Source organism: Nocardia africana NBRC 100379 (assembly GCF_001612635.1).
Classification (GTDB): Bacteria; Actinomycetota; Actinomycetes; order Mycobacteriales; family Mycobacteriaceae; genus Nocardia; species Nocardia africana.
Map to the genome: position 1 here is coordinate 13,786 of NZ_BDAV01000014.1, position 16,102 is coordinate 29,887.

The 16,102-nt window shown below is 69.0% G+C and carries 15 protein-coding genes; 7 read left to right on the top strand and 8 right to left on the bottom strand.

The window, feature by feature from the left end:
* Position 1 precedes the first annotated feature (1 nt).
* From NA3_RS24895 to NA3_RS24905, 3 genes are read right to left on the bottom strand one after another with little or no spacing between them, the layout of a single operon-like run.
* On the bottom strand, positions 2 to 223 hold the full coding sequence (locus NA3_RS24895; RefSeq protein WP_062966091.1) for a Trm112 family protein: 222 nt from the start codon (positions 221 to 223) through the stop codon (positions 2 to 4).
* Between the two features lie 10 nt (positions 224 to 233).
* On the bottom strand, positions 234 to 725 hold the full coding sequence (locus NA3_RS24900) for a GtrA family protein (protein WP_308189526.1): 492 nt from the start codon (positions 723 to 725) through the stop codon (positions 234 to 236).
* Complete coding sequence (locus tag NA3_RS24905) at positions 722 to 2,944, bottom strand: hypothetical protein (protein ID WP_062966092.1); 2,223 nt, start codon at positions 2,942 to 2,944, stop codon at positions 722 to 724. The genes NA3_RS24900 and NA3_RS24905 overlap by 4 nt, the downstream gene beginning before the upstream one ends.
* A 392-nt stretch (positions 2,945 to 3,336) precedes the next feature.
* Between NA3_RS24905 and NA3_RS24910 the strand changes: the two genes are divergently transcribed.
* Positions 3,337 to 4,359 (top strand): glycosyltransferase, encoded by a 1,023-nt coding sequence (locus NA3_RS24910; RefSeq protein WP_084491879.1) that lies wholly within the window; start codon positions 3,337 to 3,339, stop codon positions 4,357 to 4,359.
* Positions 4,349 to 5,485 (top strand): dTDP-4-amino-4,6-dideoxygalactose transaminase, encoded by a 1,137-nt coding sequence (gene rffA / locus NA3_RS24915; RefSeq protein WP_062966094.1) that lies wholly within the window; start codon positions 4,349 to 4,351, stop codon positions 5,483 to 5,485. The genes NA3_RS24910 and rffA overlap by 11 nt, the downstream gene beginning before the upstream one ends.
* A 79-nt stretch (positions 5,486 to 5,564) precedes the next feature.
* On the opposite strand, the gene NA3_RS24920 is transcribed toward rffA, so the two are convergent.
* Together NA3_RS24920 and NA3_RS39095 are read right to left on the bottom strand one after the other, a co-directional pair.
* Positions 5,565 to 8,516, bottom strand: coding sequence for an AMP-binding protein (locus NA3_RS24920; protein ID WP_084491852.1), 2,952 nt, complete (start codon positions 8,514 to 8,516; stop codon positions 5,565 to 5,567).
* Between the two features lie 661 nt (positions 8,517 to 9,177).
* Entirely contained in the window at positions 9,178 to 9,300 is a 123-nt protein-coding gene (locus NA3_RS39095; protein WP_258562162.1) for a hypothetical protein, read from the bottom strand.
* Here NA3_RS39095 and NA3_RS38810 point away from each other — a divergent pair.
* Genes NA3_RS38810 through idi form a run of 4 tightly spaced genes read left to right on the top strand, consistent with a single transcriptional unit; the run spans position 9,263 to position 12,410 of the window.
* Entirely contained in the window at positions 9,263 to 10,030 is a 768-nt protein-coding gene (locus tag NA3_RS38810) for a family 2B encapsulin nanocompartment shell protein (protein ID WP_267887403.1), read from the top strand. The two genes, NA3_RS39095 and NA3_RS38810, sit on opposite strands and share 38 nt — an antisense overlap.
* 6 nt (positions 10,031 to 10,036) lie before the next feature.
* Positions 10,037 to 11,350, top strand: a complete 1,314-nt coding sequence (locus NA3_RS24930) for a family 2 encapsulin nanocompartment cargo protein terpene cyclase (protein ID WP_062966097.1) — start codon at positions 10,037 to 10,039, stop codon at positions 11,348 to 11,350.
* Positions 11,347 to 11,850, top strand: a complete 504-nt coding sequence (locus NA3_RS24935) for a methyltransferase domain-containing protein (RefSeq protein ID WP_227995290.1) — start codon at positions 11,347 to 11,349, stop codon at positions 11,848 to 11,850. Before NA3_RS24930 ends, NA3_RS24935 begins: the two co-directional genes overlap by 4 nt.
* The gene (idi, locus tag NA3_RS24940; RefSeq protein WP_227995291.1) at positions 11,847 to 12,410 is read left to right on the top strand and encodes an isopentenyl-diphosphate Delta-isomerase; all 564 of its coding nucleotides are present in this window, start codon (positions 11,847 to 11,849) and stop codon (positions 12,408 to 12,410) included. Before NA3_RS24935 ends, idi begins: the two co-directional genes overlap by 4 nt.
* A 6-nt stretch (positions 12,411 to 12,416) precedes the next feature.
* Here the strand turns inward: idi and NA3_RS24945 are convergent, their stop codons facing one another.
* Positions 12,417 to 13,652 (bottom strand): globin domain-containing protein, encoded by a 1,236-nt coding sequence (locus tag NA3_RS24945; RefSeq protein WP_062966098.1) that lies wholly within the window; start codon positions 13,650 to 13,652, stop codon positions 12,417 to 12,419.
* A 216-nt stretch (positions 13,653 to 13,868) separates the two neighbouring features.
* On the bottom strand, positions 13,869 to 14,351 hold the full coding sequence (locus tag NA3_RS24950) for an RrF2 family transcriptional regulator (protein WP_062966099.1): 483 nt from the start codon (positions 14,349 to 14,351) through the stop codon (positions 13,869 to 13,871).
* A 154-nt stretch (positions 14,352 to 14,505) separates the two neighbouring features.
* Here NA3_RS24950 and ilvA point away from each other — a divergent pair, with 154 nt between their 5' ends.
* Entirely contained in the window at positions 14,506 to 15,726 is a 1,221-nt protein-coding gene (gene ilvA, locus NA3_RS24955; RefSeq protein WP_062966100.1) for a threonine ammonia-lyase, read from the top strand.
* A 30-nt stretch (positions 15,727 to 15,756) separates the two neighbouring features.
* Here the strand turns inward: ilvA and NA3_RS24960 are convergent, their stop codons facing one another.
* Complete coding sequence (locus NA3_RS24960; protein ID WP_062966101.1) at positions 15,757 to 16,080, bottom strand: DMT family transporter; 324 nt, start codon at positions 16,078 to 16,080, stop codon at positions 15,757 to 15,759.
* Between the last annotated feature and the right edge of the window lie 22 nt (positions 16,081 to 16,102).

Consider the following 16,102-nt stretch of genomic DNA (forward strand, 5'->3'; position numbering starts at 1 on the left):
CTCAGCCCTGGGCGATGAAGGCCTCGTGCTCGGCGTCGCCGACCGCGCGGGCCTCGTCGACCAGCAGCACCGGGATGCCGTTGTCGACCGGGTAGGCGCGACGCAGGCGCGGGTTGTAGAGCACGCTGTTGCCGTCCGCGTCGCGCACCAGCGACAACGGTCCCTTGTCCTCCGGACAGGCCAGCAGGCTCAACAACGTCGGGTCCAGGGTTTGCTCCGCCATATCCGACAACCTACCCGCCCGCCGAATCCGCGGGCCGGGCCGCCCGCCGGAACGAGATGTGCCGATGCCCGAAGAAGCTGAGCACCGCCACCGCGCCCATCACGACCACCGTGGCGGGGGTCTCCGGCAGGTCGAACACCCCGACCGCCAGCTGCACGCCCGCCATGTTCAGGATCAGCCCACCCGAGTTGACCGCGACGAATCGCACGAAGTCGGCGACCAGGTGACCGCGCACCCGGAAGACCAGGGTGCGATGGGCGAAGAAGGCGAACACGATGCTGATCGCGTAGGCCAGCGCCACCGCCACCGCGGGCGGCCAGCCGCCGGGCAGCACCTTCAGCCACATCACCGTCAGCACCATGCCCAGCAGCGTGTTGGCCGCGCCCACCGCGGCGAAGGCGATCTCCTGGCGGCGAATCAGTCGCAGCAGCAGGCCAGGCGGCGGGGTGTCCGGCTCCCCCGCCACCCGCGCCGCGGCCGCTCCGTCCGCACCGACGCTCACGAAACCACTTCCGCTGCTTCCTGTTTCACCGGATCGCCGGATTCGCCGGGACGCCGCCGCGACCGCCGATACAACCACTGCATCACCGCCAGCAGCACCAGGCCGCCGACCGCGCCGGCGACCCCGATGCGCCACCCCGGCGGCTCCCAGGAGACCTCCAGCGTGGCGTCCCGGGTGCCGGCCGGAATATCCACGGCGAGAATCGATTTCGCGATCTCGTGGATCGGGAGTTCGCGTCCGTCGAGCGTGGCGCGATAACCGGGCCAGTTCAGCCGCGCGAGGACCACGCGCCCACCGTCGGGTGAGCTCACGCGTGCCCGGCTGGTGCGGTCCGATTCCGACAAGGAGGTCGCCTGCACGTCGTGCGCGTCGGAGATGCGGCCGTTCGTGGTCGAGACCGGGCCCTGCTCCCGCTCGAGCACCCAGATGTAGCGCTCGTGGCCCGGATAGTCGGCCCACGTCCAGCCGGGCGGCGCGGGCTGGTTCCCGAGGTCGGGGAACATCGCCCGCTGCAGCACGACCCGGTCGAGTTTCATCAGATCCACCGGGGCGCGCCCGGTGATCGGCTCGGGGGTGAACAGCCGCCGGAACGCGTCCGGGCAGACGCTGGAATCCCAGCGCATGCAGAGCATTTCGCCGAACCAGTAGTGCCCGTTGGGCGTGTAGCCGTTGACGTAGTTGCGATGCACGTCCTTGGCGAAGTTGCCGAACACCAGCGATCCGTAGGCGCCCTCCAGGCTCTTGTCCGCCGGCTGCAGCAGTCCGCGGTCACCGAGCTGAATGGTGACGCCGTCGAAGGCCGGGAACGCCGCCTCCGCCTCGGCGCGGTGCACGGGCAGATTCCAGCCCATCGGCGTCGGCTGGACCAGACTCACCTGCAGATACGCGATGGGGAGCACGGCGACCGCGGTCGCCAGCGCGGCCGCCCCGCTGCCGCGCCGCGCCCACAGCCACACCACGCCGGCGCCCAGCGCCGCGACGGCGAGCGCGGAGAGCACATGCCACCAGACGTGGTGTGGATCGGCGGAAAACGTCCGCACCCAGAGCAAACCGATCAGCACCGCCGCCGCCACCGCGCGCGGGCGCCAGTCCCGCACCGTGCCGAACCGGCCCAGCAGCACGCAGACCAGGATCAGCAGGCCGACCGCCACCATCGGCAGCACCCGCGCGGGCCAGCGCAGCGGGCCGACCGTCCCGGGCCCGGCCGTCCACATGAGGAACATGATCGCGAACAGCGCCACCGAGATCAGTTCCCGCCAGACCCGGCGCGCGCGATTCCAGTCGACGAATGCCAGCGCCGGAATGAGGAACCACGCGATATAGGTGACCGGCAGCGGCTGCACATACCCCCACCAGGAGGTGAAAGCCGGCATCGCCGACGGCAGGCTGGCATTCAGCGATTCCGACCACGGCACCGTCAGGAACCGATCGTTGTTGATCTGCGAGTTGCCTCGCCAGCTCACCGTCGCCGACAACATGCTCGGCAGATACGTCATCAAACCGGCCATACCGGCGGCGGCCGCGACCACCGCGACCCGCAGCACCGGCCGCCAGGCGCGTTGGACGACAAGCTCTCCCACCGCGACGGCCACCAGCATCAGCGCCGCCTCGACGGCCGGAAAGACGTATTCGACCGAAATCGCCAGATACAGGAAGACGAACAACGGGATCGGCCCGTAGCCGCGGGTGCCGCCGTAGCGCGACCGATCACCGGCCGGGCCGCGGGCATAGCGCACGGCACTGGCCCAGGCGTGCAGCATCCAGGCGGTACCGGTCAGCGAGGTGACCCAGCTGGCCTCGTCGAAGAACAGGAACCAGCCCGAGAGCGGGAAGGCGATGCCCGCCACGGCGGCCCACGACGCGCGACTGCCGTAGACCAGGCAGACCCGGTACACACCGAGGGCGGCGATGATCGAGAAGATGAGTTTGACGACCGTCGCCAGCAGCGCGAGGTTGTCCACCGACGGTGCGATCAGATCGATCAGCAATTGCGGCGGGTTGAACAGCCCCGCCTCTTCCATGGTGTAGTTCCCGGTCATCCACTGTTCGGGCACCATCAGCGGCAGATGGCCCTCGCGCAGATGCCGGCCGAGCATCACCCACAGCGGGGTGTACTGGGATTCGGTGTCGTCGGTGTAGAAGTGCCGCGCGTTGGCGAGCAGCACCGCGACATATCCGGCAATTACCCCGATCGCGGTGACCGCGCCCCATCGGAACACGATCCGCCGCCGATGCCTCGCGACACTCGAATCGGGCCGGGGAGCGGCAGGCCGCCCATCCTCGACGGCGCCATCGCGCCGATCCTTCCCGGGCTCCGCGAGCGCCGTCGTCGACACTGCACTTTCCACCACGATTGACAGACCCTACCCGCCCGCGCGCTCGCGAGCACCGCCCCCGGAACCGCGGCCCCCCGCGGAGCCGATGCCGGTGACCAGCAGCGTGTTAGAGTTCACCCCGATTCGGGCTCTGGATACAGGCGAGGAGTTCCGGTGCGCACCGTCATCGAAAGTCGAACCAGCTGATGCCGATTCCGTCCGCAACCGCACATCCCCCTGCCGCCGGGCAGGCGTCGACACCCGATGTTCACCCACCGGTCACCGGCGGCGAACGAGTGCATGCGGTCTCGGTGGTGATTCCGGTGTATCGCGGCGAGCAGACCATCGCCGGACTGGTCGCCGAACTGCACGGATTGGCCCAGCCGTCGGTGACACCCGACGGCAACAGCTTCGCGGTCGAGGAGATCGTGCTGGTCCACGACCACGGCCCCGACCGTTCCGACGTCGTCTTGCAGCGGCTCGCCGCAGAATGCCCGCAGGTGCGTGTGATCTGGCTGAGCCGCAACTTCGGCCAGGACGCGGCCACCATCGCCGGCATGGCCGCCGCGCGCGGCGAATGGATCGTCACGATGGACGAGGACGGACAACACGATCCGGGGTTCATCGGCGCCTTCCTCGACACTGCCCTGGCCCAGCGCGCGGATCTGGTCTATTCGAAGCCGACCAACACCCGCCCGCACGGCCTGCTGCGCAACCTCACCTCGCGCGGCGCCAAGGTGGTGCTGGCGACGGTCTTCGCCTTCCCCGATTCCACCCGGTTCGAAAGCTACCGGCTGATCCGCGGCGATATCGGCCGTCAGCTGGCCGAGGTCGCCTCCAACGGGGTGTATCTGGATGTGGCGCTGACCTGGGTCGTGGACAACACCGCGCAGGCGCCGGTGGTGCTGCGCGCGGAGGGCCGCGAAGAGTCCGGTTACAACTACCGCCGGCTGTTCTCGCTGTTCTGGAAGATGGTGTTGTGCAGCGGAACCCGCGGCCTGCGGCTGGTGAGCCTGCTGGGCGTGACCCTGGCCGCCGGTGGTGCGGTGATGGCCGCCGTGGTGATCTGGAATGCCCTGTTCGGCAACGGTCACGACCCCGAAGGCTGGGCTTCCATCATCGTGGTGCTGCTGCTGGTCTCGGGCGCGATCCTGTTCTCGCTCGGCCTGATCGCGGAGTATCTGGGTGTGGCGTTGCACGTGCTGGTGGGCAAACCGCTGTATCTGACGGTAGATTCCCCGACACCGCGTCCGCACGCCGAGGCGCGGGTTCCGACCACGGCCGCAGCAATCGGGGGACACAATCCGGGTGAGCACTGACCGCATCCTCTTCAGCCGTCCCTACCGTGCCCAGGCCGAGCTGACGAATCTGGCCGCCGTCCTGGCCTCGGACCACAGTCACGGCGACGGACCGTTCACCGCCGCGGCGACGGCGAAGTTGCGCGCCATCACCGGCGCCCCGCACGCCCTGCTGACCACCTCGTGCACCCATGCGCTGGAGATGGCCGGGCTGCTGCTCGAACTGGGGCCCGACGACGAGGTGATCGTGCCCAGTTTCGCGTTCACCTCCACCGCCACGGCGGCCGCGATGCGCGGGGCCACCTGTGTCTTCGCCGATATCGACGAGCGCGGCAACCTCGATCCGGAGTCGGTGGCCGCGGCGGTCACCGCACGCACCAAGGCGATCGTGGTCATCCACTACGGCGGAGTCGGCGCCGATATGGACCGGCTGCTCGAGATTTCCGAGGCGCACGGCCTGGCCATCGTCGAGGACACCGCGCACGGCCTCGGCGGTCGGTGGCGCGGGCGGCCGCTGGGCACGATCGGCACCGTGGGCGCGCTCAGCTTCCACGACACCAAGAACGTGCACTGCGGTGAGGGCGGGGCCATCCTGCTCACCGACGAGATCCTGATGGGGCGCGCCGAGATCATCCGCGAGAAGGGCACCGACCGGGCCCGGTTCCTGCGCGGGGCGGTCGACAAGTACTCCTGGCAGGACATCGGATCGAGTTATCTTCCCAGTGAGTTGAATGCCGCGGTGCTCGATGCGCAGCTGGCCGAATTCGACCGGATCCAGGCCGGGCGCATGCGGGTCTGGAACGCCTACGCCGACGCATTGCCGCAGTGGGCCGCGCGCAACGACGTGCGGCTGATGCAGGTACCGGACGACCGCGAGCACACCGCGCATCTGTACTACCTGCGCACCCCCACCGAGGTCTCCCGCGACGCGTTGATCGGATACCTTCGCGAACAAGGCATTTCGGCCCCGTTCCACTACGTGCCGCTGCATTCGAGTCCGGCCGGTCAGAAACTCGGCCGCACCACGGTCCCCTGCCCGCGCACCGACGAATTCTCGGCGACCCTGCTGCGCCTGCCGCTGTGGCCGGATCTGACCGATCAGCAGGTCGCGCGCGTGATCGACACGGTCACCGCGTTCACCGTGTGAGCGGGCGCGGGGACCACTCGCGACAACGGTGCCGGACCGGCCGCCGCATACGCCGGGTTCCGCCGCAACCTCCTGGCAGCTACCCCAGCAGGGCGGCCGCGACCTCCGGGGTGAGCACTTCGTAGCCTTCCGATTCCCGGTTGTAGTACCAGGTGTTCTCGTTCGGTTCGAGGCGCAGCGCCGATCGCACTGCGTGGGTGGCCGGACGGAAGCTGGAACTGCGCGGGATTTCGGCGACCACCTGCACGATGTCGGGTCGCTGGGCGGGGTCGAGGGGGCGCAGGCCCTCGGTGACGTCGGCGGGTTCGAGGTGGTGGCCCGCGCGCACGCTCACCACGGCGACCGCGAGCGTGGTGCTCGGGGTGCGGCGGCCGAAGGCGACCTCCATGTCGACGGCCGTGATGTCGTTGAGCGCATCCACGATCGGCTGGGTGTAGACCGGCCCGCGGGCGGTCGCGATGACGGTGTCGCGGCGGTCCATCAGCCAGTAGTCGCCGTCGCTGTCGCGGCGGAACAGATTCTCCGTCGGCATCCAGGCATCCCCGGCGGTGAAGACTCCGCGCAGGCCGCCGCGGGAGATGTCGACGTTGTCGGCGGCCCGCCCGATCAGCAGGCCCACCTCGTTGTCGGCGGCACGGCGCGCGAAACCCCGTGCGTCGGTGACGATCTGCTCGGCGATCGGATCGTAGGAGATCAGCTCCACCTTCGCCGTGCCCGGCACCGGGCGGCCCTTGCAGCCGATCTTCACGCCCGCCACGTTGGCGAGCACCACGTCGCCCTCGATCGAGGCGTAGAACTCCAGCACCCGCGCGGGCGCGAACCGCTCGATGGTGCGCCGCCACAGACCGGCCGGCATGCCGGAGCCGATGAACAGCCGGATCGGATGCGAATGGCCGGCGGGGAAGGTTTCCACGTCGAGGATGTCGCGCAGCATGGTCCAGGTGTAGGTGACGACGGTGACCCCGTAGCGGTGCACCTCCGCGGCGAAGCTGGGCGGATCCAGCGAGCGGGCCAGCGCGATCCGGCTGCCACCGGCTACCGCACCGCCCAGACTCACCAGCAGGCCCGACGAATGATGCAGCGGCGCAAGGCAATACACCGTATCGCGGCGGTCGAGGTCGGCCGCCGACGCGGTGCCGAAGGCCGACAGCGCCCACCGGTGGTTGGTGATGTACTTCAGGTCGAGTTTGTCACCGGTGCCGGTGACCAGGATGAACGCCAGCTCGCGCGCCAACCCGGGATCGGGCCGGAACCAGCCCGGCAAGGCCACCGCCGCCGGGTCGACCTGCTCGAGATCGACCACATCCGCGCCGTCCGGGATGTCGAGCGCGCGGGCGTTGCCGCCACCGAGCACCAGGACCCGGGTTCCCGCGGCGGCCGCGGCGCGCAGATTCTCCGGATCGGCCACGATCACCGTGGTCCCGGTCGACTCGACCGCCCGCGCGGTCTCGCCGCCGGGCGCCAGCAGGACCGCGACCGCCCCGATCCGCGACAGTGCCGCGACCGAGGCCAGCGCGCTCGGGCGGGTTTCCATCAGCACTCCGACGCGGGTGCCGGGGCGTACGCCCGCCGAGATCAGCCCGCGCACCACGTTGTCGATGCGGGCGCCGACCGCGGCGTGGGTGTGCACCCGGTCGTCGAAGAGGAACAGCTCGCGCATCGGCGCGTTGCGCTGCTGTTCGGCCAGCAGGCGGCCCAGCGAGATCCGGGTGTGCGGCTGGATCATGCCGAGCCGGGTCAGCCGGGGCAGCGCACGGGCGGCCTCCCCCGTCAGCTCCTTCGATCCGCGTAGCGCGTTTCCGGCCAGGCTGCCGAACGCCGCGCCGATTCCGGCGCCGGCCTCGGCGAGGGTGGCCGCGGTGTGCACGACCCGGGTGGCCGCGGTGGCCTGGCGGTCGGCGGCGACATGCTCGTGCATGGGCGCGATCTGGTCGGGCAGTTCGGCGTTCCCGCCCAGCCAGTTCACCCAGTCGCGCACCAGCGGCCAGGTCTGGTTGGTCGCGGTACTGCCCGCCACCAGGCCGAAATGCCCGGCCACCAGCGTGGCCTCGTAGACCTCGGCATTGGGCGCCGCACGCACGATGCCGCGCACCGCGGCCGGCTGGCCGATATCGTCGACCTCGCCGACGAAGGCGAGGATGGGGCATTTGAGTTCGGCCAGCGAGATCGGCTGGTCGCGAATGACGAAGCCGCCGGACATCATTCGGTTGTGCGCGACGAACTGCTTGAGCAGATCGGCCGCCGCCGGTCCGGAATAGCCCACCCAGCCGTCGTGTTCGAGGAACCGGCGCTGACGTTCCTTGGGCAGCAACGCCTCTCGGTCGTGCAGCTGGCGCAGGAAGTCGATACGGGCCTTGGCCGTCTTCACCGGGTCGAGCAACTGGAAACCGACGCGCACCATCGCATCGGTGATCGGCAACCGGGTGAGGACGTGGTCGGCGACGAAATCGGCCACCTCCGACACCAGCCCGTAGGGCAGTCCGAACGGCAGTCCCGCCACGATGTCGACCGGGCTGCCGAAGGTGACGATGCTCTGTACGCCCTTGCCGTAGCGGAACGCGGTGGCCTGGTAGGCGAACATGCCGCCCTGCGAGTACCCCATCAGGTGCACGCCGCGGCCGGTCAGCTCGTTGACCGTGTCGATCGCGCTGGACAGGGCGAGGACATGATCGGCCAGATCGCGCTGCCAGCCGCCTTCCTCCGTGGCCGGCGATCCGAAATCCAGTACCCAGCAATCGATTCCGGCGCGGTGCAGAATGCCGACGGCGCCGCCCTCGGCGTTGACGTCGTAGATGTCGGCATTGACCATCAGCGGCGGCACCAGCAGCGCGACGGGCCGGTCGGCGGCCGGCTCGTCGGGGAAGTAGTGGCGCAGCCGGTACATCCGCTTGCGCTCGGTGACCTCGAAGGGCGAGGACTGCACATCGTGGGCGAGGCCGCCGAAACGGATGACCTCGAGGCCGTTCTGCGCGGTCGCCATCAGCCGTCGCGCCGGTCCCGTCAGGGTTCTCGTATCGAATTTCACAACCACTCCCAGCCCTCGAGCCCTGCGCTCACACCTTCACGCCCCCTGCGTGTGGGTCGAGCCTGCCACATCGACAGCCTACTGCGGGCCTGTTGTGATCGGTCCCATCCGCGATCACAGGTTGCGCACGGACGAAGTGCGGGTGCGGACGGCGCCACGGACTTTCGGCGAAAGTATTCGCGCGGCAGCGGGATTGCCCTACCATGGATTACGGAACGCCGTTGTAGCGCATGACTATTCGATCAGATGTCTAGTTCGCCAGGCTAGTCCCGACTCCAGTTCTCGTCAGGTGACAGTAATCGGTCCCGGCCGATTTCGTGTCCGCATGTTCGCGTGCCGAAGCCAGTTTTTCGGTGCTGTCCGCATCCATCGCCAACCCCCGAGGTGAGGACCGCAGATGACCCTCGAACTTCCTGCCCAGACCGATCACCAAGACCGTAGATCCCTGTCCACCGCCGCCGCCCGTCAACTGGCCCATACCACCAAATCCGAACCCCAGATGCAGGGCATCTCCTCGCGCTGGCTGACCCGGATGCTGCCGTGGACCCAGGTGGAAGGCGGTATCTACCGAGTCAACCGCCGGCTGACCCACACCGTCGGAAACGGTGAGGTGGAATTCGTCATCGACGGCTCGCACGCCCATGTCATCCCGCTCGAACTGCAGGAATTACCGGCGCTGCGCGATCTCGACGACGAGGAGATCCTCGCGGCGCGGCGACGCCATGCTCACCGACCGCGACGCCATCTGGCCGGTGACGGTGAAGACCGTCACACCCGTCACGGTACTCACGTTGCCGCGCACCGCATTCGACCGCCTGGCGGACCAGGCGCCGCTGCTCGGCGAACATCTGTCCCGGGTCTCGCAGTCACCGGTGCGGCCGCAGAACAAATACGGTGAGGCGAATATCGAGATCACCTCCGGGCATATCGGCGAACCGCTGCTCGACGGCACCTTCGTCGATTACGACAGTTCTCCGCGCGAATACGAACTGAGCGCCGCGCAGAGCGTGCTGCGAGTGCATACTCGTGTGGCCGATCTGTTCAACGATCCGCACAATCAGATCGAACAGCAGTTGCGGCTGACCATCGAGGCCCTGCACGAGCGCCGCGAATACGATCTGGTCAACAGTCCCGAATTCGGACTGCTGAACAATTGCGATCTGAAACAGCGCATCTACACCGAATCGGGCCCGCCGACACCGGACGATCTCGACGAACTGCTGAGCATGCGCCGCAGCACCACATTCTTTCTCGCCCATCCGAAGGCGATCGCGGCATTCGGGCGGGAATGCAACAAACTTGGCCTGTACCCGGATCCGGTCGACATCGAGGGCCGGCGGGTCCCGGCGTGGCGCGGTATGCCAATTCTGCCGTGCGGAAAGATCCCGGTCAGCGAGAAGCAGATCACGTCGATTCTGGCGATGCGGGTAGGGGAAAAGGAGCAGGGCGTGATCGGCCTGCACCAGACCGGAATTCCGGACGAATACGAGCCCAGCCTGAACGTGCGATTGACGAGGTGAGCGCAGATGTCGGTACTCTCACGTGCCGCGGCGCCACCGGCCGGTGACGATCTGGCCGGAACGATCGCGGCGCTGCTCGGCAGTTTCGATCACGCTCCCCCCGCTCGAATGGCGATTCCGGGCTCCGCGCCGACGTTTCCGCCGGGCGGTGCGACGGTGCACACCATGGTCACCGGTGCGATCCCCGCCGGCCTGCTCGGCCCCACTGGCCTGGGCACCTCGGGACTACGGTTACCCCGCCCGGGCGCCGATTCCGCAGCGCCCGGGGCGCGGCCGCCGGGGCCCGGGCCGGCCGCATCCGGCGCCGGCGGTCCGGGCGAGGACCTGCCCGCCCGAACGGATATCCCGCCGCTGTACTGCCCGCCGCCCATTCGCGACGATCCCGCCCTCGCGGCGCAGGTCGATGCGGGAATTCTGGGGTGGGCCAACGACATCGGGCTCTACGAGGGCCGGCTCGACGATCTGGCGAAGGCCGGGTTCGGCCGCCTCGTCATGCTCGCCCACCCCGATTGCGACGACGCCGATCGTCTCCTCACGGCGGCCAAGGCCGCCGTCTCGGAGTGGTCGGTGGACGACTACTACTGTGAGGAGGACGCCGACGACCACGCACCCGACGGCACGCCGTCCGATGCGGCCGCCGAACTGGGTCCGCGGCTCGAATTGGCCGTGGCCGCAATAGATCCCGTCGAACTGCCCGTGGCCTACCAGGAACGGCTGGAGCGCGCGCTGCGGGCCGATCCGATCCTGCGGGCCTTCCGCACCTCGTTCGATCATCTGGCGCGCTACTCCAGCGCCGCTCAGCTCGCCCGGTTGCGCACCGAGATCGGCGGCTGGTTCATCGCGCTGGGCGCCGAAGCGGGGTGGCGCGCCGCGGGGCGGATGCCACCGGTGTGGGAATACCTCGCCAACCGGCAACCGCACAGTTTCCTGCCGTGCATGGCACCGATCGACACGGTCGGCGGCTACGAACTCGACGCGGCGGGCTACTGCGATCCCCGCATGCGGCGCGCGGTCACCACCGCCGCGCTGGCGGCCCAGATGGTCAACGATCTGTACTCGATGGCCCGCGAAGACGTGTCCGGCGGAAGGGAATTCAATCTGCCGACGGTACTGGCCGCCGAGGAGGGCTGCACCCGCCGCGAGGCCGTCCAGCGCACGGCGGCGATCCACGACGAACTGGTCCATCGATTCGAGGCCGAGGCCACGGCACTGGCGGCGACCGGTTCGCCGCAGCAACGCCGCTTCCTCGCCGGACTGTGGGCATGGCTGGGCGGCAATCGCGCCTGGCACGCCGACAGCCGCCGCTACCGCGACGCGTGAACCCGATTTCGGTCGGCTTCGCCAACGATCAGGCCCGCGAGCGGGGCGTGGACGATCTGGTGCGGTTCCACTACCGCAACATGCTCGACACCGGATTCGAGGCCGGTTCCATGCGCGGCGTCTGGACCAACGAAACCGATATGTACGTCGACCTGCCGGACCTGTTCGCGGAAGTCGCCCGGTTGCTGGTACCGGGCGGGCGCTACGTCTGTGTCACCGGCTGCTCCAACGACGTCACCGGCGGCCGGTCGGCAGCGGTGAGCTGGATCGACGCGCACTACGGGTGCATGATCCATCCCCGCGGGGAGTATTTCCGCGCGATGACGGCACACGGCCTGGTTCCCATCGCGGTCACCGATCTGACCTCCGCGACCATCCCCTACTGGGAACTTCGCACGCACTGCGAGCTGGCGACCGGTGTGGAGGAACCGTTCCTCACGTCCTATCGCGAGGGCAGTTTCCAGTATCTGGTGATAGCCGCCGATAAGGTAGGGCGGTGACCGGCACCCACCCCACCTCCGCCGACAGCACGGTCGACCGCGAGTCCCTGCTCGTCGAACTGGTCGACGAGCAGGGCCGCGCGACCGGAATCTGCCCGGTGTCCGATGCCCACACCGCGCCCGGACGGCTGCACCGCGCATTCTCGGTGCTGCTGTTCGGGCCGGACGGCCGGGTGCTGCTCCAGCAGCGGGCCGCGGTCAAGACCCGGTTCCCGCTGCGCTGGTCCAACACCTGCTGCGGACATCCCGCGCCGGGCCAGTCCCTCGCCGAGGCCGCCACGATCCGGCTGGGTGAGGAATTGCGGGTGAGCGCGGAATTGCGTGAGGTCGGCGTGTACCGCTATCGGGCCGACGATCCGGCGACCGGGCGGGTCGAGGACGAGTGGGATCATGTGCTGGTCGGCGAGTTCGCCGGCGTGCCCGACCACCCCGACCCGACGGAGGTGGCGGCGCTGCGCTGGGCGGAGCCCGATCGACTGGAGGCCGATATCGCCTCCGCCCCAGCGGATTTCACGCCCTGGTTGCACGGAGTGCTCGCCGCGGCGCGCGCCGGCCGCTGAGGCCGCTCACAGATCCAGCAACCAGTCGTTGGGCGCGAACAGTTCGAAGTGGACCCGTTCGTCGGACACACCGGCCGCTGTCAGCTGGGCCCGTGCCGCCTGCAGGAAACCGGTGCCGCCGCACAGATAGATCTCGGCGTCCGCGGGCAGGTCGATGCCGGCCAGCGACAGCAGGCCCGCGTGCGCACCGGCGGTGGGCTGCTCGTACCAGACGTGCAGCTCGGCGTCCGGCAGACCGGCGACCAGATCGGCCTGGGTGCCGCGCAGCGGGTGCGTGGACGCGGCGCGGTCGGCGTGCAACGCCAGCACGCGGCGCGGCGACCCGGTGGCCGCGAGATATTCCAGGATGCCGACCATCGGGGTGACGCCGATTCCGGCCGAGACGAGCACCAGCGGCGTCCGCGCGGCGGTGTCGATGGTCAGATCACCGAACGGCAGCGTGATCTGCAGCCTGTCGCCCACCTGGACGTCGGTGTGCAGCCACGACGACACCTCCCCTTCGGGGCGGTCGCCGGCGGCGGTGACGCGGCGCACCGCGAAGGCCAGCCGGCCCGCCCCGGGAGCGTTGACGAGGCTGTACTGGCGTAGCTGGCGGGCACCGTCGGGCAGATCGGCGCCGACCGAAACGTATTGCCCCGGAACGAAGTCCGGAAGCGGCGCGGCCGCGTCGGCGGCTTCCACGACGAAGATGACGGTCTCGGCGGGGTCCTCGATGCGCTGCACCACCCGGACCTCACGGAAGACCGCGCCCGGTTCGACACCGGCGCCCGCGTAGAGCTCGTTCTCGAATCCCATCAGCGTGTCGGCCATCAGCCAGTAGACCCGGTCCCAGGCGGCCGCCACCTCGGCCGTGACCGCCTCGCCGAGCACGTGCCCGATCGCCGCGAACAGATGTTCGTGCACGACCGGATACTGGTCGGGCACCACCCCGAGCGAGGCGTGCTTGTGGCCGATGCGGGCCAGCAGCCCGCGCGGATGCGGCAGGTTCGGATCGACGAGGTGGGTCGCGAACGTGGCGATCGAGGCGGCCAGTGCGCGCTGCTGCTCACCCTGGGCCTGATTGCCGCGATTGAACACGTTGCGCAGCAGATCGGGGTGTGCCGCGAAGAGACGACGATAGAACTCGGCGGTGATGTCGTCGATCCGCGCCCCGATCACCGGCAGGGTCGCCCGCACGATCTCGGCGTGATGCGGTTCCAGTTCGGCGATGGTGTCCAAAGCCGATGTCGACGCGGTCGTCATGGTGAAACTCCTCTTCGAGCAACAATTCCGGTGCATTACCGGCGAATTCCACGGTAACCATTTCGGGTGCCTCGAATCCATTTCCGAGCCCGTGTGTTCAATTACCACCCCGGGTGCGGATTATGTTGTCCACGCCACATTTTCAACCGAATATAGCGAACCGCGCCGTGCGCCCCGAAGTTATTGGCGCACAGCGTTTCTCGTAGACAGTAGCCGTCAGGAAACGGCGGGAATATGGGCCGCGACACCGCCGAACGGTAATTTCGGCGAGGCCGACAGATGCAGTAATTGCTGCGTGCGCTGATCGACCAGATCGCTGAGGGTATAGCGGTCGAGTTCTCGATAGAACGACTCCTGCGCCTCCGCCAGGATCCGCCGCAGCCGGCATGCCCCGGCCATCGGGCAGGGGTGCTCACCCACACAGTCGACCACCTCGGCCGCCCCCTCGAGGCCGCGCACGATCTGCCCGACGGTGGCGGTGCGCCCGGCGTCGGTGAGGAAGATGCCACCGGCGCGGCCGCGCTGCGAGGCCACCAGGCCCAGCTCGGAGAGTTTGGTGACGGCCTTGGCGACGTAGTGTTCGGAGGCGTTGACCTGCCGGGCGATCAGCTTCGCGGTAACCCGCTCGTCGGCGCCGCTGCTCACCGCGAGCCGCATCATCGCCCGCAGCCCCAGATCGGTGAATCGCGACAACTGCATTCTCCCAGGCTACTTAATTCCGCCTTTGACAAGCGCATTCAGCGGTGTGTGTTCAATTACCCCGCATCCTGCGGATTTTGCGGGCCGGCTCACACCCCGCCGCCCGCGCGCCCGGCTGCGCGGATTCACCACAGCTGTCTGGCAGCATGGCCGCATGGAGCTGATCGGATTCGATCGCATCAGCGCGGCGCGGGAGATGCTGGCGCCCGTCATCCGCCGCACCCCCGTGATCGCGTCACGGGTGCTGTCCGAACGGACCGGGGCCGATGTGCGGCTCAAATGCGAGAATCTGCAGCGGACGGGGTCGTTCAAACCGCGCGGCGCGTACTTCCGGATCGCCAATCTCGCCCCGGAGGAACGCCGCAACGGTGTGGTGGCCGCGAGCGCCGGGAATCACGCGCAGGGGGTCGCTTGGGCCGCAACCACTCTCGGCATCGCCTCGACGGTGTTCATGCCCGTCGGAGCGCCCCTGCCCAAACTCGTCGCCACCCGCGCCTACGGCGCCACCGTTCATCAGGTGGGCGAGACGGTGGACGAGGCACTGCTCGCGGCCCAGGAATTCGCCGATCGCAGTGGGGCGACGCTGATCCATCCCTTCGACCATCCGGATATCGTCGCGGGCCAGGCGAGCGTCGGATCGGAACTGCTGGAACAGTTTCCGGACGTCGGGACCGTACTGGTGCCGACCGGGGGTGGCGGACTGCTCGCGGGAATCGCCGCCGCCCTGCACCCGGTCGCACCGCAGGTGCGGGTGATCGGCGTCCAGGCCGCGCTGGCGGCGGCCTGGCCCGATTCGTTGCGCTCCGGGGAACCCGTTGCGTTGCAGCGTATGTCGACCATCGCCGACGGTATCGCGGTCGGACGGCCCGGTGAGGTGCCCTTCGCCCACGTCATCGCCCACCAGCCGACGATCGTCACCGTGGACGAGGACGCACTCTCGGCGGCCGTGCTGCTCTGCCTGGAACGAGCGAAACTCCTCGTGGAACCGGCGGGCGCGGCGGCGGTCGCGGCCCTGCTGAGCCTGCCCGCCGAGGAACTGCGCCTACGCGGACCGGTCTGCGCGGTCATCTCCGGCGGCAATGTGGACCCGATCCTGCTGACCCGCATCATCGGCCACGGGCTCAGCACCGGCGGGCGCTACCTCGCGGTGCGAATCACCATCTCGGATCGGCCCGGCAGTCTGAGCCGGTTGCTCGATGCCGTCGCCGGCACCGGGGCGAATGTGCTCGACGTGGTGCACGCGCGCACTCCCGCCGGTCTGGCCATCGACGAGGTGGAGGTGCAGCTGACCCTCGAGACCCGCGGCCCCGCCCATCGCGACGATGTTCTCGACGCGCTCGAGCGGGCGGAATACGCTGTGCGCGTGCAGGATTGACCGCGCGTCAGCAGAATCGAGCCGCACGCGTCAGTGCGCGCCGCCCAATTCCAGCGCCAGCACCCCGGCGATCAGCAGCGCGACGCCGCCGATCTGCACCACCGACAGCGGCTCGTCGAGGAACAGCACGCCGATGGTGGCGACCAGCGCCACCCCGATCGCCGACCACACCCCGTAGGCGACACCGACCGACATGCCCCGCTTCAGCGCCTGCGACAGGAAGACGAACGCCGCCAGGTAGCCGACGACCACCACGATCGAGGGCACCAGCTTGGTGAATCCCTCGGACAGCTTCAGCGACACGGTCGCCGACACCTCGGTCACGATGGCCAACCCGAGAAAGAGGAACATCATGCGCGCACGATATCGGCCGCGG